The 22,253-nt window shown below is 59.9% G+C and carries 21 protein-coding genes; all 21 read left to right on the top strand.

Annotation, left to right across the window (positions count from 1 at the left end; translation table 11 throughout):
• Positions 1-109 precede the first annotated feature (109 nt).
• The 21 genes from ACSSNI_RS06860 (at position 110) to ACSSNI_RS06960 (ending at position 22,132) form a co-directional block, all read left to right on the top strand.
• Entirely contained in the window at positions 110-1,039 is a 930-nt protein-coding gene (locus ACSSNI_RS06860) for a hypothetical protein (protein ID WP_200636382.1), read from the top strand.
• An 86-nt stretch (positions 1,040-1,125) separates the two neighbouring features.
• Complete coding sequence (locus tag ACSSNI_RS06865) at positions 1,126-1,632, top strand: hypothetical protein (protein ID WP_200636381.1); 507 nt, start codon at positions 1,126-1,128, stop codon at positions 1,630-1,632.
• A 42-nt stretch (positions 1,633-1,674) separates the two neighbouring features.
• Positions 1,675-2,325, top strand: a complete 651-nt coding sequence (locus tag ACSSNI_RS06870; protein ID WP_200636380.1) for a CHAP domain-containing protein — start codon at positions 1,675-1,677, stop codon at positions 2,323-2,325.
• 31 nt (positions 2,326-2,356) lie between these two features.
• Positions 2,357-2,740 (top strand): DUF7079 family protein, encoded by a 384-nt coding sequence (locus ACSSNI_RS06875; protein ID WP_234484320.1) that lies wholly within the window; start codon positions 2,357-2,359, stop codon positions 2,738-2,740.
• Between the two features lie 73 nt (positions 2,741-2,813).
• On the top strand, positions 2,814-3,584 hold the full coding sequence (locus ACSSNI_RS06880; protein ID WP_200636379.1) for a nuclease-related domain-containing protein: 771 nt from the start codon (positions 2,814-2,816) through the stop codon (positions 3,582-3,584).
• 76 nt (positions 3,585-3,660) lie between these two features.
• Complete coding sequence (locus ACSSNI_RS06885; RefSeq protein ID WP_200636378.1) at positions 3,661-6,585, top strand: P-loop domain-containing protein; 2,925 nt, start codon at positions 3,661-3,663, stop codon at positions 6,583-6,585.
• A 579-nt stretch (positions 6,586-7,164) separates the two neighbouring features.
• Entirely contained in the window at positions 7,165-8,955 is a 1,791-nt protein-coding gene (locus tag ACSSNI_RS06890; protein WP_200636377.1) for an SLC13 family permease, read from the top strand.
• 89 nt (positions 8,956-9,044) lie between these two features.
• Positions 9,045-10,322, top strand: coding sequence for a bifunctional O-acetylhomoserine aminocarboxypropyltransferase/cysteine synthase (locus ACSSNI_RS06895; RefSeq protein ID WP_200636376.1), 1,278 nt, complete (start codon positions 9,045-9,047; stop codon positions 10,320-10,322).
• A gap of 86 nt (positions 10,323-10,408) precedes the next feature.
• The gene (trxC, locus tag ACSSNI_RS06900; RefSeq protein WP_200636374.1) at positions 10,409-10,846 is read left to right on the top strand and encodes a thioredoxin TrxC; all 438 of its coding nucleotides are present in this window, start codon (positions 10,409-10,411) and stop codon (positions 10,844-10,846) included.
• Between the two features lie 286 nt (positions 10,847-11,132).
• Positions 11,133-11,852, top strand: coding sequence for a beta-ketoacyl synthase chain length factor (locus ACSSNI_RS06905; RefSeq protein ID WP_200636372.1), 720 nt, complete (start codon positions 11,133-11,135; stop codon positions 11,850-11,852).
• Positions 11,828-12,637, top strand: coding sequence for a lysophospholipid acyltransferase family protein (locus ACSSNI_RS06910; protein WP_200636370.1), 810 nt, complete (start codon positions 11,828-11,830; stop codon positions 12,635-12,637). The genes ACSSNI_RS06905 and ACSSNI_RS06910 overlap by 25 nt, the downstream gene beginning before the upstream one ends.
• Entirely contained in the window at positions 12,618-12,890 is a 273-nt protein-coding gene (locus ACSSNI_RS06915) for a phosphopantetheine-binding protein (RefSeq protein ID WP_200636368.1), read from the top strand. Before ACSSNI_RS06910 ends, ACSSNI_RS06915 begins: the two co-directional genes overlap by 20 nt.
• Position 12,891: 1 nt before the next feature.
• The gene (locus ACSSNI_RS06920) at positions 12,892-13,149 is read left to right on the top strand and encodes an acyl carrier protein (protein WP_200636366.1); all 258 of its coding nucleotides are present in this window, start codon (positions 12,892-12,894) and stop codon (positions 13,147-13,149) included.
• Positions 13,150-13,274: 125 nt separating this feature from the next.
• Positions 13,275-13,811 (top strand): COG4648 family protein, encoded by a 537-nt coding sequence (locus tag ACSSNI_RS06925; protein WP_234484318.1) that lies wholly within the window; start codon positions 13,275-13,277, stop codon positions 13,809-13,811.
• A complete protein-coding gene (locus ACSSNI_RS06930; RefSeq protein WP_200636364.1) occupies positions 13,808-15,493 on the top strand; it encodes an acyl-CoA synthetase family protein in 1,686 nt (561 codons plus the stop codon). Before ACSSNI_RS06925 ends, ACSSNI_RS06930 begins: the two co-directional genes overlap by 4 nt.
• Positions 15,490-16,311 (top strand): glycosyltransferase family 2 protein, encoded by an 822-nt coding sequence (locus ACSSNI_RS06935; protein WP_418952655.1) that lies wholly within the window; start codon positions 15,490-15,492, stop codon positions 16,309-16,311. Before ACSSNI_RS06930 ends, ACSSNI_RS06935 begins: the two co-directional genes overlap by 4 nt.
• Positions 16,308-17,249: an LpxL/LpxP family acyltransferase gene (locus ACSSNI_RS06940; protein ID WP_200636363.1), complete on the top strand. Its 942-nt coding sequence runs from the start codon at positions 16,308-16,310 to the stop codon at positions 17,247-17,249. The genes ACSSNI_RS06935 and ACSSNI_RS06940 overlap by 4 nt, the downstream gene beginning before the upstream one ends.
• On the top strand, positions 17,236-18,774 hold the full coding sequence (locus ACSSNI_RS06945; RefSeq protein ID WP_200636362.1) for an HAL/PAL/TAL family ammonia-lyase: 1,539 nt from the start codon (positions 17,236-17,238) through the stop codon (positions 18,772-18,774). The genes ACSSNI_RS06940 and ACSSNI_RS06945 overlap by 14 nt, the downstream gene beginning before the upstream one ends.
• On the top strand, positions 18,767-19,192 hold the full coding sequence (locus ACSSNI_RS06950; RefSeq protein WP_200636361.1) for an acyl-CoA thioesterase: 426 nt from the start codon (positions 18,767-18,769) through the stop codon (positions 19,190-19,192). Before ACSSNI_RS06945 ends, ACSSNI_RS06950 begins: the two co-directional genes overlap by 8 nt.
• Complete coding sequence (locus ACSSNI_RS06955; protein ID WP_200636360.1) at positions 19,192-19,809, top strand: outer membrane lipoprotein carrier protein LolA; 618 nt, start codon at positions 19,192-19,194, stop codon at positions 19,807-19,809. Before ACSSNI_RS06950 ends, ACSSNI_RS06955 begins: the two co-directional genes overlap by 1 nt.
• A complete protein-coding gene (locus ACSSNI_RS06960) occupies positions 19,793-22,132 on the top strand; it encodes an MMPL family transporter (RefSeq protein WP_200636358.1) in 2,340 nt (779 codons plus the stop codon). The genes ACSSNI_RS06955 and ACSSNI_RS06960 overlap by 17 nt, the downstream gene beginning before the upstream one ends.
• Positions 22,133-22,253 lie beyond the last annotated feature (121 nt).

A 22,253-nucleotide genomic window follows, 5' to 3' on the forward strand; every position in this document is an offset into this window, starting at 1 on the left:
AGATGCAGTGACAGCACCTCACCAAGGCAGGACCAGCGCCGAGCATGCAATTCAGCAGATCCCCGTTTCGCTGCAGCGCGATTTCATTACCGTAGTCGGTGCATCGCATATGACGATCATGGAGAGGCTGCGGGGCCAAAAAGGCAACAAGATGCGCTTCATCAACCAAGGCATCCGCCAGGTCCGCCTCTACCCAGAAGCAAGCGCGGACGACGCTACCCAGCGCATCTTCCTCATTTTCACCGAAGACTATGACCGCCCCCTGCTCGACGCGGTGAAGGACGTGGTCGAAACCCGTTATGGCGCCAAGTATAGGGAGCTCGATTCGATCGCCCACCTGCTTGATTTCATCAACCTACGCATCAGCAAAAATCGAGAGATAAAGCAGCTCGACCTGTTTGCCCATGGGTTGGTGGGGAGCATCGAGTTTGGTTACGAACTCGCCAAAGCTGATAGCTACCGTATGCGCGACGCTCAAGCCCAGATGCTCAAGCCCGAAGCGTTCGACTTGAGGGGCAAGATCCACTCCTACGCGTGCCGCACCGGTCTCGGCATCGAGGCGGATCTGTACGTGAGTGAAAGTGAAGATCCACGCTACGACAGGAGCCTGGCGCAGCTTATAGCCAACACGGCCCAAACCCCGGTCTGGGCGTTTGCGCGGCGCAGCAACTACGATCAGACCTATGGAAACGCCGAAGACCGAGCCGGACTGACAAGTGCCCGCTCTAGAGTCCAAGCGGACGCAAACGCTATGAGGGTGTACAGGCGCCAGCTGAGTCACTATCAAAAACGCCTGGACGCTCACCGTCAGGCGAGCAACGACATCAGCGCCGAACGCCCTAACGAGCCCAAACCACAGCCACCCCTCAAAACGGCCAGCGATCACGATAAGGCTCTCGTACGCCACGCCAACAGTCGCGACGGATATGAGCAATCCATAGGTTACCCATTGGACGCTGAAGGCGCGGTTCGTCCGGTTCGCGCGGGAGATTCGCCGACCGGGGTGCCGGCAGCCTTGCTGGAATTCAAGCCGCTATGAAAACCGCTATCAGAACACTACTCGGGTACGCCGCTATCGCCGTCAGCCTAGCCGCTGCGCCTAATCTAAACGCCAAGGAGGGCGAGATGCCTAAGAAAATAATGATGTACTACGGCGGTTTTGAAATCGAAGAAATGTTCGACGCGAGCCAATGGTTTACGCGCGGCATGTACACCACGCGCAACATCGAAGCCGACGGTGGCGCCAGCAATGTCACCATGCTGCGTAGCCAGCCCAAGCCCTTTACCCGCGAGCAGCTGAGCGAACTCCCCTATGCCGCAGCCGAGGCATTCGATGGCAGCGACTTCGAACAGATCGATACCGAGGCACTGGTGCTCAACCCACCAGACCTCACCCACCGCATCCGCTACGCCTACAGCGCATTCGTCGAGCCGAACAAGCCGGAAGACTATTACTACCTCTACCTGGATCTAGCCGGTAGGCGTTTCGCAGTCACCTTCTCTCGCGACGCTCAAACGGGCGACAACCTCACCGGAAAGGCAGTCAAGGAAATCGTTGGTGAGTACGCCTCGCAAGCCGAGCACCGAAAAGCCTTCGCCGAGATAGACGCGTTCGAGCGTAAAGCACGCTGACTGCCACAGTGCCGCGCCAACCTGGCGGCAGCGAGTCTTGATATGAGAAAACGTTTACGCACCTTGCTCGCGGCCGGTGTGCTACTGCCGCTAGCCGCGCTGGCAGTTTTTACCACCGTTACCCGCCTAGACCCCAACCCCCAGCATGCCGTGGGCGAGCCGCTCGATGAGCTAAACGGCGTAGCCATTTACTACAACGGTGGGGTCAATACGGTGCAAGGCCGTAACCTGACTCAGGACGGATACAACCTGGGCCTTCGCTATCAGTGCGTCGAGTTCGTCAAACGCTACTACTTCGAGCGCCACGGCCACCGCATGCCGGACAGCTACGGGCATGCCAAAGACTTCTTCGATCCACAGGTCGGTGACGGCGCCCTGAACGCCCGGCGCGGCCTGTTGCAATTCACCAACGGCAGTACCGCGCCGCCGCAAGCGGACGACCTGCTGGTGTTCGCCCCCTCGCTGCTCAACCGCTATGGGCACGTTGCGATCATTGCCAGCGTCGGCAGCGACACGCTGGAAATAGCCCAACAAAACCCAGGCCCCTTCGCCAGCGCCAGGGAATCAATCCCCTTCGCCCAGCGTGAAGGCCGCTGGTATATCCAGCATGACCGAGTGCGCGGTTGGCTCCGGCTGCCTGCTGCAGATGAGCAAAACCCAACGCTCGATCAAAGCGTCGGGTTGATTCAATAGCCACGGTGTGTAGGGTTCGCAGGAGCGACAAATGACAAATTCGAGTCTTCTAATGGGAGGTCTTTCGATACGGCAGGACCAAGTCAGGCTTTGGGCAGCGCTCTCGGACGTATTCGTAGATAACGCCGTCGACTACGCCAGCGTTGCTAGAAACCTTAAAGGCTATGAACGCTCAGCCATCGAGACGGCGTTCTTCGTAGACGTCGCCCCCGCTTGCTACTCGAACATGCAGGCGCCCATTCCTCCCATCTGGACAGCGTTCGACTCCGCCTGGCTTGCTGAAACGATCGACTGCATCCATGAAGCGCGAGGGTCGTCTTCCCTCAGGCGTCTGCGCGACAGAGCCTTCATCGCCTATCTTCGCTATCGGCTCAAGCCTGAATGGCAGTGCATCGAAATGGCTCTGGATCAATAGAACCAAAGATTCATCCAACTACACTCGCTTTCGGTAAGCTCCGGCCAGTGGCTGAATCAATCGAGGCAGAGAAATGGACTTCACTCCCGTCATCGCGCAGGTCTGGGGCATGTTGGTCTGGTTTATCCCGGCAGCCCTGCTGCTCAGCCTGCTCAAGTCACCTTGGGCCAAGGGCCATATTGGCGAACTCCTGGTGCGGCTGTTCGCTCATTGGCAGCTGGACAAACAGACCTACCGCCGTCTGCACAATGTCACGCTGGACACGCCAGACGGCACCACGCAGATCGACCACGTATTCCTCTCGCCCTACGGCATCTTCGTGCTGGAAACGAAGAACATGAGCGGCTGGATCTTCGGCAGCGAGAAACAGCCGCAGTGGACGCAGAAGATTTACAAGCGCACGTTCAAATTCCAGAATCCGCTACGGCAGAACTACAAGCACCTCAAGGCCCTGGAAGCCACCCTTGGCACTAACCCCGAGCACCTGCATTCGGTGATCACCTTTGTCGGCGGCAGCACTTTCAAAACTGAAGTGCCAGCCAATGTCACCCAGGGCATCGGTTTTATCCGCTATATCAAGTCATTTCAACAGCTCGTATTCAGCGAAGCTGAAGTAGACGCCCTCCAGCACGCCCTGCAAACCGGCCGCCGCGCGCCGACGCTCGCCACCCACCGCGAGCATGTGCAAAACCTCAAGCGCCGTAGCGACCCAACAGCAGAGCGGCAATGCCCGAAATGTGGCAGTGCACTACTGATTCGCACAGTGAAATCAGGCGCAAAAGCGGGGCAGCAGTTTTGGGGATGCTCGGATTTTCCCAAATGTCGAACCATACAAACCCCTTGAGCGCAGGGATCAGCAAGAAATCTTGGTCTGCCACCTATAGCCTCATTACAGCTAGAGCAAACACGGAATATCGCAAATGAAAGCAAGTATTATTGAGCTGATCTCTGAGCATGAATCACCTATTCTGGAGTTTAAAAGGCAGTGGTATTGGGATAACGATACCCCCTCTTCAGAAATGGCAGATCTGTGGGGCGAGCTAATAAAAGATATTATCTCGCTATCAAACGGATACCTAGGGTATACCGGAAAAGCTCGCTACTTGGTGATCGGCTATTCGGAAGTAGAGAAGAAAGTTTTTGATATTGAACTATCAAAAATTAAGCAGCTTAGCAACATTCATACCTTCAGAAAAGACTTAGTTCGCCGCCTAGAAAAATACACCACCCCAACGTTAACCGATATAAACATTCATATTGTAAGCCACGAAGGATGCTCCCTACTAGTAATTGAGATCCCAATCAGAGGATACATAACAGAGCTTAAATCTGGGTTAAAAACAAAAACAAGACACATCGATGAGGGAGGAGTATTAATACGAAAAGGACAAAAAACCGATGAAGTTAGAACCGCCACTCCAACCGAGTACCAGAATCTTAAAGAAGAATTTGAAGCGCTCAGACGCTCAGATTTCTTTACAAAAATCATCCTTCCCGAACCGGGAGTACAGCAAACTGAAAGAAGTATTGAAAAAACTGTCCAATTATTTATGGACAAGAACTCCAGCCTTTCTCTCGCAGAAAACTACCCAGTAAGAGTAAAGAACTGGAAAGACAGCATCATTTACGAAGTATACAAACTCACAGATGGTTTTGATGGCGGAAAAGATTTTATCTATATACATGACAGCTCAAACCAAGGAAAAACCTTTGGGGAGATAAAGAGCAAAGGATATCTCTCTAAACCGGAATCTTCAATCATACTAATTGACAAGCCGGCACTGAAGGATGTAGCGAAGAGAAAAGAGAATATATCCAAATTATTTGGCACGAAATTCGTCTATTTCGTAGACGAATTCGGGCGCAGCTTTTTATATAAAGACTGCTTGCTACCATATGAAAAATTCAACCTGCCGATCTATGTCAACGGCCTTTATGATTTAGATGAAGAGCACGACCTTCCTGCACTAGAAAAACTTAAAGAATGGTATCGAACAGAGAACGAACCTCTATTCATTGTCAGCGGGCATGGCGGAATAGGGAAAACCACGCTCGCCAAGCAATTCCTTGATCAAATATATTCAGAAGAGAGTGACCAGGGAATCTTATTCATCGATTCAAAAGAAATCATTAATGAGCTTTCCAGAAACCCAAAGATTAGTGACGTATTTGACTTCTACCGCGCCCAGATGGACGCAGATGGTAACGACTCATCTAGATTCAACAAAGACCTTCTCAAGCTATCTATAGACAACGGAAGTCTAACCGTCGTTCTAGACGGTATTGATGAGGTAATTGCAAAGCTAGGGAATCGATTTGATGTACAAGCATTTATAACCTCAATTTTTCACGAGTACTCGTCCGACCTGCGGAAGACGAAATTTCTAATTACATGCAGAGATCATTTCTGGAGCGAAGTAGGAAAGAAAATCCTTCTTCCCGAAATTATCTTGAAGGCATTTAATAGCAATTTGGCGCATGAGTTCTTCAACCAAAAATTAGCTGGTGACAGGAAGCGCATCGCAAATGCAATGGCCATCGCCGAAAGGCTAGCAATCGAAACCAAAACCAAACAAGGTGATGCAGAGCGTGTTTACATTCCATTCCTCCTAGATATGATTGGATATTTAATAAACTCTAAAAGCGAAGATTTCACGTTAACAAAACAAATAACCAGCCGATACTTGTCATCAGAAAATCATACCGACTTTCTGATCGCACAGGTATGCGACCGAGAAACCATAAAGCTCGGCGGTTTAAGCGTAGACCAGCAAATAGAATTATTTATTCGAATTGCCATTAGCAAAGAAAGCGGCATCGACCTTTATGACATAAAACAAGAGCTTCAAAAAATTGTCGCAGAGCCCGACAACGCATTGATCGAAAAAATCAAAGGCCACACGCTGCTAGTGTGCTCGGACAATAAAATACAATTCAGATATGACGTTTTTGACGTCTACTTTACCGCGCTACATCTCGTATATTTTTTCAAACAGAAAGACATAGCAGCACTCAATGAACAAACAGCTAGAGTGATCGCAGGTTATTTGAAATATGACAGCAGCTTCATTGAGTCGGTATGCGATAGAATAGAAATGCATGACGACTTACTATTATTTTGCATAGAGATAATAGAGTCTGCAGCAGACTATGAGGATAGCAACACTTTAATCTCCTCAATCGTCTCCCTTTTACTTTGCCTACTCCAAAGCTCAGAGAGCAATCAATCCAACACTGAAACCAGGACAGATCTGATAGAAAAGCTATTCCTGAAGGGCAACGAGCTAGTGGGGATGGCACTTATGGATATATTCGGAAGCTCTTCTGCAAAACCAATATTTGATTTTAGAGATCGAACGCTGCGCGATTGCACTTTCGATAATTACGAGTATTTCTGGGAGTGCCCAATGAATGAGGGCACCAGATTCGAAAGCTCCCAATTTAACGACATCAATCCCAGAACCGGGGTTACAATAAAAATTCATAGTGGCCTCTTCTCGAACACCTGTGACCTGACGCAGATTCAACATCTACTGACTGAAAAAGAAGAAGAGGAAGCACAAAACAAAGAAACAGTACTCGCGGAATTATTAAAAGTATTCAGGCTATTTTATCAGCGCGGGAATTTTTATCCGAGAAAGCAAGAGGAAGTAAGAAAGAAACTATCCGCCGTAAACCTTCTACCTGGCTTACTAGAGAAAGGTGTATTAAAGAACTACAAAGACCCCCAAAAGCCTACTATGCGACAGTTCAAGGTTAGCGATGAATATAAGAGCGTGATAGATTACTTTGAGCAAGGGAGCCCATCTCTTGAACTCTTTCGCTTAGCAGAGGAACTTTCTTGAGACTCGTACCCCTCATAATTTTATGAGTCACTCTGATACCCAAGCCCGTGGGTGCCAAAAGGCACCCAAGCGCTTACATGCCAACGTGGCGAATTTGTACCCACCAAAATAACTGAATGCAAGCCACCTCTAAAGCTCATTCGACGGTTAATGATATCCAACCTTCAAAGGCACGAAGAACAGCACACTGGCGGTACAGTGCCCAGCTTTTAAAAATTTCGCTCAATTACACTTAACCCTCTCTACGACGCTACTTTCAGCTAGTTGTACCTGCGCTAAGTTACGCCCGGTTTCACTGGGTTTACAGCATTTCTAGGCAACTCATAATCCTTTGTTCCACGGTTCGAGTTCGTGTGGGCCCACCGCCTTCAAAGCCGCGCTCTGCGCGGCTTTTTCGTTTGGCTTATCACCATCATCAGCTGCACAGACATCATCTGGGGAGAAGGCTGCACCAGCCTGGCAAATAGCCAAATCGCATATAAACCGAAATAAACGTTCCTAGACTCTCTAAGGGCTCGCTCCTATCGTTCGCGCGGGGCCGTTGTGTTGGCCGGTCGTTTCGCCACGTTAAGGACGTTCATGCTCTTCGATTCGCTGCCGCTGCTGTTCGTCTGCGCCGTGTTGCTCTGGGTGCTGGTGTCTTTCGTGCGGGAGACCTGGAGCCCGGATATCGTGGTGGCGATTGCGGTGGCGGTGTTGATCGCCAGCCAGTTGCTGACGCCCGCGGAGGTGCTGGGGGTGTTGTCCAACTCCGCGCCCGTCACCATTGCCTGCATGTTCGTGATCTCCGCCGCGCTGGAGCGTACCGGGTGTATCGATGCGCTGGGCAACTGGCTGGGCGGCCTGGTCGGCACCAGCCCGACCCGTGTGCTTGGCGGGCTGACGATTACCGCACTGGTCATTTCGGCGTTTCTCAACAACACCCCGGTGGTGGCGATCCTGACGCCTGTGGCGATTTCGCTGGCTAAGCGGGCGGGCACCACGCCTTCGAAGCTGCTGATTCCGCTGTCCTACGCCACCATCCTGGGCGGCACGCTGACGATGATCGGCACCTCGACCAACATTCTTGTCGATGGGGTCGCGCGCAAGGCCGGGCTCGCCCCGTTCGGCATGTTCGAGATCACCGGTGCAGCACTGGTGCTGGCTGCGGCCGGGATGCTGTACATGCTGACCATTGGTAAGCGGCTGCTGCCCGAGCGCGACACTCTGTCGAAATTGCTCGGCCCGAGACTTGATCGCACCTTCATGAGTGAACTCCGGGTGCCGCAGGGATCGCCGGTGATCGGCAAGAGCATTGCCGAGGCCAATCTCAACGGTGGCAGCGGCCTGCAGGTGCTGCAGATCGACCGGGATGCCCAGGTGCACAGCCGACCGGAGCAGGATTTCACCTTGCTGGCCGGCGATGTGCTGGTGATCCATGGCCAGGTGAAGGACGTGGTTGAGCTGCGCGGCAGCGGCCATCTGACCTTTAACCGCAGCGATGCCTTCGAAACCCTCAGCAGTGAAAATGAAGTGCTCGCCGAGGCCATCGTGGGGCGCAATTCCCGTTACAGCCACCGGCCGATGCGCGATCTCGACCTCAGCGCCCGCTACGGCATCAATGTGCTGGCCGTGCACCGGCAGGACGAAAATATTCAGGGCAACCTCGACGACTTCCAGCTGCAATTCGGCGATGTGATGCTGGTCGAGGGCACGCCTGGGCAGATCAAACGGTTCGCCGACAATGGCGAACTGATCAGCCTCAACGCCGTACAGGAACGCGCCTACCGCCGGGACAAGGCGCCCATCGCCATTGGCGCCACGCTGATGGTGATGTTGCTGGCGGCGTTTGGCGTGATGCCGATCGAAGGCCTGGCGATCATTGGCGCCGCCGCGGTGCTGGCGACCCGCTGCCTGGATGTCGAAGATGCCTACAAGGCCGTGGACTGGAAGATCCTCAGCCTGATCTTCGGCATGCTCGCCATCAGCATCGCGATGAACAAGGTCGGGCTGGTCGAGCTGATTGTCTCGGGCGTGGTCGACCTGACGCCCTGGGCTGGCCCGCTGTTCATGCTCTCCTTTATCTACCTGTTCACTTCGGTCCTCACCGAGATCCTGTCCAACAACGCCGTCGCGGTGCTGGTCACCCCAATCGCCATCGGCCTAGCCGAGCAGCTCGGGATCGATCCGCGCGCCTTTGTCGTCGCGGTGATGTTCGCGGCCAGCGCCAGCTTCGCCACGCCGATCGGCTACCAGACCAACACCTTCGTTTATAACGCCGGCGGCTATCGCTTCGCGGACTTCCTCAAGGTTGGTATCCCGTTGAACCTGTTGTTGTGGGTCGTCGCCACGCTGGTCATTCCGCTGTTCTGGCCGCTCACACCGCTCTGATGGGGGCCGTTGCTCTGGATCATTGACCGCATCGGCGTTCAGTTTCATGCTCCGGGCCTTTGCCGATCGATAACAACAAGGAGCACCCCATGAAGCGGGAAACCCTCGCCGTCCATGCCGGTTACAGCCCGGACCCGACCACGCGCGCCGTGGCCGTGCCGATCTACCAGACCACCTCCTATGCCTTCGACGACACCCAGCACGGCGCGGACCTGTTCGACCTGAAGGTGCCCGGCAACATCTATACGCGCATCATGAACCCCACCACCGATGTGCTCGAGCAGCGCGTCGCGGCACTGGAAGGCGGTGTGGCGGCATTGGCTGTAGCCTCGGGAATGGCAGCGATCACCTATGCCATCCAGACCATTGCCGAAGTGGGCGACAACATCGTCTCGGTGGCGAAGCTCTACGGCGGCACCTTCAACCTCTTCGCTCACACGCTGCCGCGCCAGGGCATTGAGGTGCGCTTTGCCGCCCACGACGACATCGCCGCGCTCGAGGCGCTGATCGACGACAAGACCAAGGCGGTGTTCTGTGAGTCCATCGGCAACCCGGCGGGCAACATCATCGATATCCAGGCACTGGCCGATGCCGCGCATCGCCACGGCGTGCCGCTGATCGTCGATAACACTGTCGCCACACCGATGCTCTGCCGGCCCATCGAGCATGGCGCCGATATCGTCGTGCATTCGCTGACCAAGTACATGGGCGGCCACGGCACCAGCATTGGCGGCATCGTCGTCGATTCCGGCAAATTCCCCTGGGCGCAGCACAAGGCGCGCTTCGCGCTGCTCAACACGCCCGATGTGTCCTATCACGGCGTCACCTACACCGAGGCCTTCGGCCCCGCCGCCTTCATCGGTCGCTGCCGGGTGGTACCGCTGCGCAACATGGGCGCGGCGATTTCGCCGTTCAATTCCTTCCTGATCCTGCAAGGGCTGGAGACGCTGGCGCTGCGCATGGAGCGTCACTGCGAGAATGCAATGAAGGTTGCCGAATTCCTCCAGGCACACCCGCAGGTGGCGTGGGTTAAATATGCCGGCCTGGCCGATCATCCGGAGCATGCATTGGCGCGCCGTTATATGAACGGCACACCGGCGTCGATTCTCTGCTTTGGCATCGAGGGCGGCATGGAAGCCGGGGCGCGCTTCATCGATGCGCTCAAGCTCATCGTGCGGCTGGTCAACATCGGCGATGCCAAGTCGCTGGCCTGCCACCCGGCCAGCACCACGCACCGCCAGCTGAACGCCGAAGAACTCGCCCGAGCGGGGGTCTCTCAAGACCTGATCCGGCTGTCCATCGGCATCGAGCATATCGACGACATCCTCGCCGACCTGACCCAGGCCCTGAACGCCGCCAAGGGCTAAGGCCAGCAGCCCCACGACGCCGCCACGGCTTGATATCGGCCAGCGAGGCTCCACATTACTGCGACAGACCGCTGTGGAGCCTCGCCATGACCGACTCGCTGATCATCCCCTGCGCACACTGCGCCAGTCTCAACCGCCTCCCCGCCGACCGACTGCATGACGCGCCGCGCTGCGGACGTTGCAAGTCGGAGGCGTTGCCCCCTAGGCCGTTCGAGTTGCAGCAGAGCCAGTTCGCCAACCAGATCAAGGGTGATTTGCCACTGCTGGTGGATGTCTGGGCCAGCTGGTGCGGCCCGTGCCGCAGTTTCGCCCCGGTCTTCAGCCAGGCGGCCACTCAACTGCAAGGCCGCTGCCGACTGGCCAAACTGGACAGCGAGGCCAATCCGCAATTGTCTGGCCAGCTCGGCATTCGCTCGATTCCCAGTCTGATCCTGTTCAAGCAAGGCCAGGAGGTCGCACGCCAAAGCGGTGCGATGCCATTGCCGCAGTTGCTGGCCTGGCTGCAGCAGCAGCACGGTATATGACGGATGCCGTCCGTGGGCCTGTTAGGCTGCCGCGCCTGGATAAAGGGTCGGCAGCCGAAAGAAGCCCCGACTTCACTCAGCAAAACTTTGAACAGACCACTGGACTCGACTCACAGTTCCGTGCATTAGGCCTGCCTTTTATCCGGATATTTCACGCAACGTTTGCCTAGGTTCCACCGCGATTGGATAATGCCGCCGTTTTCACGGCAGACATTTACCGATAGTCGCTGTACAGGGACGTCGACACGCCAATAACAAGGCTCGAGGATGAGCCGGTGAGTTCAGCGTGATTCAATTCGAAATCGATCAATGGCAGGCTTGGGCTCCAGGCCTGGCGAGCACTGACGACTGGGCCAAATGGGCCCGGGACCCGCGCGCGCTCGAAAACGATGACGTACAGCCGGATGTCAGCTTCCTGCCAGCCATGCAACGTCGCCGCCTGAGCCGCCTGGCGCGCATGGTCTTCGCCGTGGCCACGCCGCTGGCGACCGGCCGACCGCCAATGCCCCTGGTCTATGCGTCCCGCCACGGCGAGACCGCGCGGACCTTCGCCATCCTCAACGACCTGGCCAGTGAAGAGCCGCTTTCACCGACACAATTCAGCCTGTCAGTGCACAACGCGATCATTGGACTCTGGTCCATCCATCAGCAGAACACCTGCGAAATGACGGCGCTTGCCGCCGAAGGGGATGGGCTGGAACACGCCGTGCTCGAAGCCACCTTGTTGCTCAGCGAAGGCGCCCCAGAGGTACTGGTGGTGATCGCCGAAGACCAGCCCCCGGCGGTGTACGCGCCCTGGATCAACGACGTCAGCTTTCCCTATGCCGTGGCGCTGTTGCTCAAGCCGGGCCAGGCCTGGCAGTTAAGTCTCGGCGCCGCCGAGCCAACCCCGACCTGCACCGTTCATCCGCATGCGATCAACCTGGTCCGTGCGCTGCTCAACAACCAACCGACCTTGCAACACCAATGGGGGAGCCGCCAATGGAACTGGCAGCAGCCCCATTGAACCGTCGATACAGCGCCCCATGGCTATGGCGCCTGGTCGCGACCGGCCTGTCATTCATGCTGTTCGGCGTCGGCGGGCTCTGTCTGCGCCTGATCGTGTTCCCGCTGCTGGCTCTGCTGCCCGGCGATAAAGCCGAACACCGCCGTCGGGCGCGCCAGACCGTAAGCCGGCTGTTCTGGCTGTTCGTTCAGTTCATGTATCGCAGCGGCGTATTGACCTACGAGGTCGAGGGCGCCGAACGCCTCGGCCGCCCAGGGCAGCTGGTGATCGCCAACCATCCTTCGCTGATCGACGTGGTGGTGCTGATCGCGCTGATTCGCGATGCCAACTGTGTGGTCAAGCAGAGCCTGTGGGACAACCCCTTCACCCGTGGACCGATCCGGGCGGCTCAGTACATCAGCAACAACGGCAGCGCCGAGATGCTGGATGAAGCTGCAGACGCGCTGCGCCAGGGGCAGACCCTGATCATCTTTCCCGAAGGCACGCGCACCACGCCCGGCCAGGCACCGCAATTTCACCGCGGCGCGGCGGCCATCGCCCTGCGCGGTGCGCGCCTGGTGACACCGGTTGTGATCAGCGTGACGCCCACCACCCTCACCAAGGCCGAGCCCTGGTATCGCATTCCGGCGAGACGTTTTCATTTCCATCTGCGCGTCGGTGAGGATATCGACCCGCAGGTGTTCGCTTCGCGTGGCGCAGCACCCCTCGCTTCGCGGCAACTCAACGATCATCTGCACCGACACTTCATAAAGGAGCTCGCACTCGATGAGCCAACTGCAGCTTGAAATCAAGCAACTGATCATCGACGCCCTCGGTCTGGAAGACCTAGGGCCGGACGACATAGCCGCCGATCAGCCTTTGTTCGGCGACGGCCTCGGGCTGGATTCGGTCGATGCACTGGAGCTGGGTCTGGCGATCCAGAAGCGCTTCGGCATCAAGATCGACGCTGACGCCAAAGACACCCGCAAGCATTTCGCCAGTGTCGACAGCCTGACCGCCTACGTCAGCGCCAACCGCGCCGTCACCGAGGAGGCCTGAAATGGAAAGCCGCAACGAGATCTTCCAGACCCTGCGCGACGCACTGGTCGAACTGTTCGAACTCGAACCCGAGCGAATCAGCCTGGACGCCAACCTTTATCAGGACCTGGAGATCGACAGCATCGACGCCGTCGACCTGATCGATCACATCAAGCGCCAGACGGGCAAGAAGATCGCCGCAGAGGAGTTCAAGTCGGTACGGACCGTGGGCGATGTCGTCGAGGCCGTGTATCGACTGGTGAACCCTCAGCCGGCCTGAGCCTCTCGATCAACCGAACAAGCATGTCCGGGGGCCCCAGCGCTTCCTGGATCACGCCTTTATGCGCAAAAACGGACGGCATGATGCAACCTCCCACACGAACAGCTAAGGCGAACGCGAGCCGAATGACAGGGCTGGGCCTGTTGCTCGCCGGCCTCGCCTACCCGTTCGCCGTGTACCTGGGTTTGGAGCACCTGTCGCCTCGCCTGTTTGCCGTTTTGCTTGGCGCGCTCTGGGTGGCCAAACTGCTTAGCGGAAAGCAGACGCCGCTGAACTACACGATGGCCGCAAGCGCACTGCTGTTCTGCCTGCTGCTCGGACTGGCGGGCGAGCCCGCCTTGTTGCGCTGGTACCCCGTGCTGATCAGCCTGGCCCTGTTCGGCCTGTTTGCCGGCAGTCTCTGCACGGGAATGCCGATCATCGAGCGCCTGGCACGGCTCAGCGAACCCGACCTCCCTCCCGCGGCGATACGCTATACGCGCCAGGTCACCTGGGTCTGGGTGGGCTATTTCGTCGTCAACGCCAGCATCGCCAGCGCGCTCGCGCTCTGGGCGCCGCTGAGCTGGTGGACGCTTTACACCGGATTGATCGCCTATCTGCTGATGGGGCTGCTGTTTGCCGGGGAGTGGTGTGTCCGCCAGCGCATCAGGAACGCTACATGAACTGGATTGCCCTCGAACACCTGCTCGACCATACCCCCAGGTCGCGCCCGGTTACCCTCAACCCCTCCCTTGATCATGCCGAGCTGCGCCAGCAAGCGCTGCGCCTGGCGGCCGGACTGCGCAACCGTGGGGTGGCCCGGCTGGCTGTTCATCTGGAGGATGCTGCCGAGCTTGCCGTTGCGTTGCTCGGCGCCTGGCGAGCTGGGGTAACCGTGCTGCTGCCGGCCGACCTGCAGCCTGCCAGCCGCGCGCGCCTGGCCCATCAGGCTGACCTGTGGCTGACGGACCTGGACGGCGATGTGCGTCTGTCGGAACTGTTCGCCGAGCCGGTGGAAGGGGCGAAGTTGGATCTGGACGGGTGCCGACTGCTGCTATGCACGTCTGGCTCCAGTGGCGAACCGAAGCTGATCGAAAAACGCCTGCGCCAGCTGGCGAACGAGGTGGAAACGCTCGAAGCCTGCTGGGGAGCCGACCTCGGCGACGCCTGCGTGATCGCCAGCGTCGCCGCGCAGCACATCTATGGATTGCTGTTCCGGGTGCTCTGGCCATTGTGCGCTGGCCGGCCTTTTCTGCGCCGCGCACAGCCATTTTCAGAAGATATCCAGCTGGCCAGCCGTCAGCATCCGCGTTTCTGCTGGGTGGCCAGCCCGGCGTTGCTCAAACGGATGGGGGACAACCTCGACTGGCCGGCGTTGCGCAGCGTTTGCCGGGTCTTTTCCTCGGGCGGAGCCCTGGATACCGAGGCATCGCAGCGACTGGAGCAACGCCTGGGTCAGCTGCCGACAGAAATCTACGGCAGCTCGGAGACCGGCGGCATCGCCTGGCGCCAGGGCGGAATGCTCTGGCAACCCTTCACCGGCGTCCAGTTGAGCCAGGATGATCAGGGCGCGTTGCGCATCGCTTCGCCCTGCCTGCCGCCAGGGCAGATCGAACAGACGGCGGATGCCGCGCGCATTGAGGCGGACGGGCGCTTCGAATTGCTTGGTCGACTGGACCGCATCGTCAAGCTTGAAGAGAAGCGCATCTCCCTACCGATGCTGGAAGCGGCGCTGGCCGAACACCCGTTTGTCAGCGATACGAAACTCGGCGTCATCACTGAAAATCGTGCCTACCTCGCGGCGCTAGTTGCGCTCAGTGAGGCGGGCCTGCATGCACTGCGCAACGGGGGTCGGCGCGCACTGACCGAAACGCTGCGCAAGCACCTGGCGAAGCACTGCGAAGCGCTGGCCTTGCCGCGTCGCTGGCGGCTGGTGACCCGCCTGCCGGTCAACAGCCAGGGCAAGCTCCCCCAGGCGCAGCTCGACTCGCTGTTGCTCGCGCCCAGACCGCTGCAGCCCGAGCGGCTCAGCGTTTTGCAGGAAGGGGATCAATGGCAGCTCCAGCTGGCCATTCCGCCGGACCTGGCGCACTTCACCGGGCACTTTCCTCAAACCCCGGTTCTGCCCGGCGTGGTGCAAATCGACTGGGCCATCGGCCTTGCCCGCGAGCTGATCGCCGACCTTCCGCCACGCTTTCAGGGCATGGAAGTGCTCAAGTTCCAACAGCTTGCCCGTCCGGGTGATCGGTTGAGCCTGACGCTTCGCTTCGACCGCGAGCGCAGCAAGCTGCATTTCGCATACCGCAACGGCGAGGGAGATGCGCCCTGCTCGTCCGGCCGCATTCTGTTGGGAGATCCACTGTGACCACGCTAACCCCGCTTGAGCCTGCGATGGCGACCGTGCCCGTTACAGAAAGCCCTCAACAGTTGTCGCTAGCGATTGACGACTGGTTCAAGCCCTGCGCGGTGGTGCCGGTGTACAACCACGAGGCCAGCCTGCCCGCTGTCGTTCAGGCGTTACTCGCCGAAGACCTGCCGTGCGTGCTCGTCGATGACGGCTCCAGCCCGGCCGCAGCAGCGGTTATCGATGAGCTGGCTGAGCATCCGTTGGTGCACCTGCTTCGCCACCGTCGCAATCAGGGCAAAGGCGCTGCGGTGGCCTCCGGCCTGCGCGAAGCAGTGCGCCTGGGCTTCAGCCATGCCTTGCAGGTCGATGCCGACGGCCAACACGACCTCGGAGGCGTGGCGCTGTTTCTCGACCGCGCCAGCCAGGCGCCGGATGCGCTGATCTGTGGCTATCCCCAGTACGATTCGAGCGTGCCCAAAGGGCGCCTCTATGCCCGCTACCTGACCCATGTCTGGGTCTGGATCAACACCCTGTCGTTGTCGATTCGCGACTCCATGTGCGGCTTCCGTATCTACCCGCTGCAGCCAACGCTCGCCCTGCTCGACACGACGAGGCTGGGGCAGCGCATGGACTTCGACACGGAAATCCTGGTGCGGCTGCACTGGCGTGAGCAACCGATGGTCTGGCTGCCGACGCGGGTACATTATCCAGTCGGTGGGATTTCGCATTTTCGCCTCTGGCACGACAACCTGCTGATCTCGTCGATGCACGCGCGACTGTTTGGCGGCATGCTCATGCGAGCGCCCGCATTGCTCTGGCGGCGGCTGTGTCGATGAGCGAAAAAGCCGCGGCCGGCTCGCACTGGGCCGCGCACCGCGAACGCGGCAGCTATGCCTTGATGAAGCTGACGGCCTGGGCCGTGCGCCTGCTTGGCCGACGCGCCATGGCGCCGCTGCTGTACCTGATCGTGCTGTATTTCTACCTGTTCAACCGCAGCGCGCGGCAGAGCGCCTGGCAGTACCAGCGGAACCTTGCGACCTATAGCGGCCGCGCCGACCTGACGCCTGGCTGGCGCTCGGTCTATCACCAATTCATGGCCTTCGCCGATGCCTTGCTGGACAAACTCGATGTCTGGGGCGGCCGCCTGGCACTGGATCGACTGGTGCTGCACGACAGCGCCGACCTGCACGCGGACCTCAAGGCGCCGCGCGGCCAGCTGTTGGTCGGCTCGCACCTGGGCAACCTGGAGATCTGCCGGGCCCTGGCGGAGATGGGCCGCAAGGTCAAGATGAATGTCCTGGTGCACACGCGTCACGCCGAGCAGTTCAACCGCTTGCTGGGTGAATCCGGTGCCAGCAACTTGCGGCTGATTCAGGTCAGCGAGCTGGACCCGGCGATCATGATGGAGCTGTCCCACCGGCTGGATCAGGGCGAATGGCTGGCCATTGCCGGTGACCGGGTGCCGCTGCAGGGCGTGCGCATTGCCACCGCTGACTTTCTTGGCCAGCCGGCCGCGTTTCCACAGGGGCCCTGGCTACTGGCCGGCCTGCTGCAGTGTCCGGCGAATCTGTTGTTCTGCCTGAAACATGCAGGGCAATTCCATGTCCATCTGGAGCCCTTCGCCGATCGCGTCGAATGGCGGCGTGGCCAGCGCGACGCCGTGGTGCAGGCGTGGGTGCAGCGCTACGCGGATCGACTGGCGGCACGCTGTCTGGAAGCCCCTTTGCAGTGGTTCAACTTCTACCCTTTCTGGAACACCCATGAACAACCCTGAGCCCGTGATCTTTGGTGAACACCACCTGCGTATCGAAGACCTGCTGGCCGTCGCCCAGGGCCGTGCGCCCGCCCAGCTGCAGGCCGACACGGCGTTCCGCGAGCGGATCGCCCGCGGCGCGCAGTTTCTCGACACCCTGCTCGACCGCGAAGGCGTGATCTACGGCGTGACCACCGGCTACGGGGATTCCTGCGTAGTGGCGGTGCCGCTGCACCAGGTCGAGGCACTGCCGCAGCACCTGTTTACCTTCCACGGCTGCGGCCTTGGCAAGCTGCTCGACGCCGAAGCCACGCGCGCAGTCCTGGCTGCGCGCCTGCGCTCGCTGACCCACGGCATGTCCGGGGTGCGCATCGAGTTGCTCGAGCGTTTGCAGGCGTTCCTCGCACATGACGTGCTGCCGCTGATCCCCGAAGAAGGCTCGGTCGGTGCCAGCGGTGACCTGACGCCGCTGTCCTATGTCGCGGCAACCCTGGCTGGCGAGCGAGAGGTGATGTATCGCGGCGAGCACCGCAGCGCCGCCGAGGTACACCGCCAGCTTGGCTGGACGCCGCTGACCCTGCGCCCCAAGGAAGCCCTGGCGTTGATGAACGGCACGGCGGTAATGACCGGCCTGGCCTGCCTCGCCTATGCCCGCGCCGATTACCTGCTGAAGCTGGCCACCCGGATCACTGCGCTCAACGTCATCGCACTGGAAGGCAATCCCGAGCATTTCGACGAGCGCCTGTTCGCGGCCAAGCCGCACCCGGGGCAAACCCAGGTGGCCGCCTGGATTCGTCAGGACCTTGCCATCGATGCACCCACCGCGCCGCTGCATCGCCTGCAGGACCGGTACTCACTGCGTTGCGCGCCGCACGTGCTCGGCGTCCTGGCCGACAGCCTGGGCCTGCTGCGGCAATTCATCGAAACCGAATTGAACAGCGCCAATGACAATCCGATCATCGACGCCGACAACGAGCGCGTGCTGCACGGCGGGCACTTCTACGGCGGGCACATCGCCTTTGCCATGGACAGTCTGAAGAACCTCGTCGCCAACGTCGCCGACCTCCTCGACCGACAACTGGCGCTGCTGGTCGACACTCGCTACAACCACGGCTTGCCAAGCAACCTTTCTGGCGCGCCGGCTGCCACGGCGATGATCAACCACGGCTTCAAGGCGGTGCAGATTGGCGCCAGCGCCTGGACCGCCGAGGCTCTGAAAAACAGCATGCCGGCCAGCGTCTTTTCGCGCTCGACCGAGTGCCACAACCAGGACAAGGTCAGCATGGGCACCATTGCCGCGCGCGACGCATTGCGTAGTTTGGAGCTGACCGAACAGGTGGCGGCCGCCGCGCTGATCGCTGCGAACCAAGGCGTCTGGCTGCGCCAGCGTCAGCCAGCGGCGCGGACACTACCGGCACCGATCGCACGGATGCACGAAGCCCTTGGCGAAGACTTCCCACCGCTGATCGAGGACCGTGCGCTGGAAGGGGAGCTGCGCCTGTGCCTCCTGCGTATTCGCGCGCAGCACTGGGGGTTGTATGCGTAAGGGCGGCGTACTGCAGGCAGAAATCGAAGTGCTGGTGCCCTTTTTCGACGTCGACTCCATGGACATCGTCTGGCACGGCCATTACGTCAAATATTTCGAGATGGCGCGCTGCGCCTTGCTCGAGCGCATCGGCCACAACTATGTACAGATGAAGGACGCCGGTTATGCCTGGCCGATCATCGACGTGCAGCTGCGCTACATGCGGGGCGCCCGTTTCAATCAGCGCATCGTTGTTCGCGCCGATCTGGTCGAGTGGGAGAACCGCCTGAAGATCAATTACCTGATCACCGACGCCGAGACCGGCGAGCGCATGACCCGCGGCAGCACCGTTCAGGTTGCCGTGGAAATCGCCAGCCGCGAAATGCTGCTGGCCTCGCCAAAGGTACTGGTCGATGCCGTGGAGCGGGCACTGCTGTGATGCGCCGATCCGACCGCCCGTATTGGCGCACATTGCTTGCCCTGGGCCTGCTGCTGGCCGTGACCACCCGCGCCCATGCGTTCGACCTGCTCGAACTCAGTTTGCAACTGCGCGAGCCCTCAATTGTTCGCGGCCGCTTTACGCAGGAAAAACACCTGCGCGCCCTGCCCCAGCCGCTGGTCAGCGTGGGTACCTTCGTGCTGGCACGCGACAGCGGCCTGCTCTGGTTGCTGCAAGCGCCGGTGCAACAGGATTACCGCATCAGCGCTGCGGGAATCGCCCGACGCACGCCCAGCGGCTGGCAGCCGACCCGTCAGCAAGGGCCCGCATCGCGACAGAACGAGCTGTTCCTGGCCGTACTGCAGGGCGATACCGAAGCCTTGCAGCGCGATTTCAAGTTGCACCTGACGGGAACGGCAGAGGCCTGGACGTTGGCGCTTACACCGCGCGCGCCACTGCTTGCGCAGATTTTCTCCAGCATTCTGATTCAGGGAAGCGTCACCGCCGAGCGTATCGAGCTGCGTGAAACCCAAGGCGACAGCACCCTGCTGCAGCTGACCGACCTACAGATCAACCATCAGTTGAGCCCCAGCGAGCACCATGACCTCGCCGACTGATCATGCGCTCAGGCTGCCGGCCTGGCTCTCCTCACTCTTCTTTGTAGCCCTGCTCGGACTGGTCGGGTTGACCGCATGGCAATGGCGCGATGGCCCGCCGGTCAGCGCTAATCTACTGCAGTTGCTTCCCAGCGGGGCGCCTGGCGAGCTGGAGCAGCTTGCCGAGCAACGCGTGCAGGAACCGCTGAATCGCGACCTGATGCTGCTGGTTCAGCATGACGACGAAGACACTGCCGTCGCGCTGGCCAAGGTCGTCGCAGGCAACCTCAAGGCCAGCGGCCTGTTTGCGCAGATTCGTCGCTCCGTGCAGGCCGATTTGCCCGCGCTGCGCCAGCAATTACTGGATCAACGCCTGGTATTGCTCGACAGGGCCAGCCGTGAAGCCCTGATTGCCTCACCCGAAGCGTTCATCCAACAGCGCCTGCAGCGCCTGTTCAGCCCCTTTGAAAGCACAAGCCTGGTGCCGGTTGAAGAAGACTGGTTCGGCCTGGCCGACCTGGCGCAGCGGCGGCTGCCGCAACCGGGCCATATCCACCCGCGCCTTGATGGCGCGCTCGTCGCCGAACACGGCGGTCAGCGTTGGGCCGTTATCCACGCGCAGATCGACGGCGACGCCTTTGATGACAAGTTGCCGCTGCTGGTCGACGATCAAGTCCGTGACGCGCGCCGCTGGGTCGAAGCTCAACAGGGCGAGCTGCTCGCAGCTGGCGGTGTGCTCCATGCCGCCTATGGACAGCGTCAGGCGCGAGAGGAAGCGAGCCTGATCGGCAGCGTCTCGCTGGTCGCCACGCTCGCCTTGCTGCATCTGCTGTTTCGTACGCCGCGCGTCCTGCTGGTCGCTCTGCCGGTGCTGGTCGGCGCGCTCAGTGGTGCCGCGGCCTGCGTTGCACTGTTCGGTCAGATCCATGTGCTGACCCTGGTGCTGGGGGCCAGCCTGGTGGGAGTGAGCATCGATTTTCCGCTGCACTATCTGTCCAAGAGCTGGACATTGCAGCCATGGCAGGCCTTTCGGGCCTTGCGCCTGACACTGCCCGGTCTCGCGCTGGCGCTGGCAACCAACGTCATCGGCTATCTGGCCATGGCGTTCACGCCATTTCCAGCACTGAGCCAGGTCGCGGTGTTTTCTGCCGCGGGGCTGCTTGGCGCCTTCGCGTGCGCCACCTGCCTGCTGCCCTCGTTGGTGAACGTTCCGCTACAGCCCTGGGTCGCCCCGCTGAGCTGGGCTGAACGCGCGCTGAACTGGCGCAGCCGCCTGCTCATTCACGTCCCCTCGCGCTGGCTATTGGCCTGCTTCGTGGCGTTCTGTCTGGTCGGAATCAGCCAGGTGTCGTTCAAGGATGACCTGCGCCAGTGGACCAGCCGCGCGCCAGCGCTGCTACAGCAGGCTGAGCGCATCGGCAAGATCACCGGCTTCGAGCCGACCAGCCAGTATTTCCTGGTTAGCGCGAAAACCACCGACGAATTATTGGAGCGCCAGGAAGCCCTAGGCATTCGCCTTGATGAGCTGGTGGCGAAGCAAACGCTGCACGGGTACCTGGCCCTGAGTCAGCTGGCCGCCTCGACCGTTGCTCAGGAAAGCCTTCATCTCGCCTTGCCACGTTTGCTCGAGAACAGCCAGCCATTGCGAGCGCTTGGCATGCCAAACGGGGCACTCGAACAGGAACTTACCGATCTAGAGACACGCCCGGTGACCAGCCTCGACCAGGTGCTGGCGGGGCCGCTTGCCGAGCCTTGGCGCCCGCTCTGGCTGGGCACCCGAAGCGACGGCTCGGTTGCCGGGCTGATCAGCCTTCAGGGACTTCGTGACAGCTCGGCGCTGCACGGCCTGGCCGACGGTATCGACGGCGTCCGACTTGTCGACCGGCCCGCTGACCTGAACCGTCTGTTCGCTGAAACCCAGCGTCAGGCCGCACTACTCAAGGTGCTGGCGGCCGTGGTCATCTTGGCCCTGCTATGCCTGCCATTTGGCTGGCGCGGTGCGCTGCGCTGCCTGGCTGTTCCGTTGCTGGCTGCGCTGGGCAGCCTGGCCTGCCTCGGCTGGTTGGGCCAACCGTTGACGCTGTTTGGCCTGTTCGGTCTGCTGCTGGTCACGGCGATCGGCGTCGATTACGCGATTCTCATGCGTGAGCAGATCGGCGGCGCCGCAGTAAGCCTGGTGGGTACGCTTCTCGCGGCCACCACCACCTGGCTGTCTTTCGGTCTACTGGCCTTGTCCAGCACGCCAGCCGTCAGCAACTTTGGCCTGGCGGTGGGCATCGGCCTGGTCTTTGCCTTTCTGCTCGCACCGTGGGCAGCAGAACGCGTCGGAGACCCAGCATCTTGACCGTCCAGCACCGCGCCGCGTCATGCCCACGCCAGGCCTGGGCCAGCACTCCTGCGCGGCGAAGTCACGAGGTTCGCCTGGATACCGAATCGTTTTACCCAACCCGCCGGCAGCAACCGGC

This window comes from Stutzerimonas tianxiuensis, assembly GCF_053470365.1.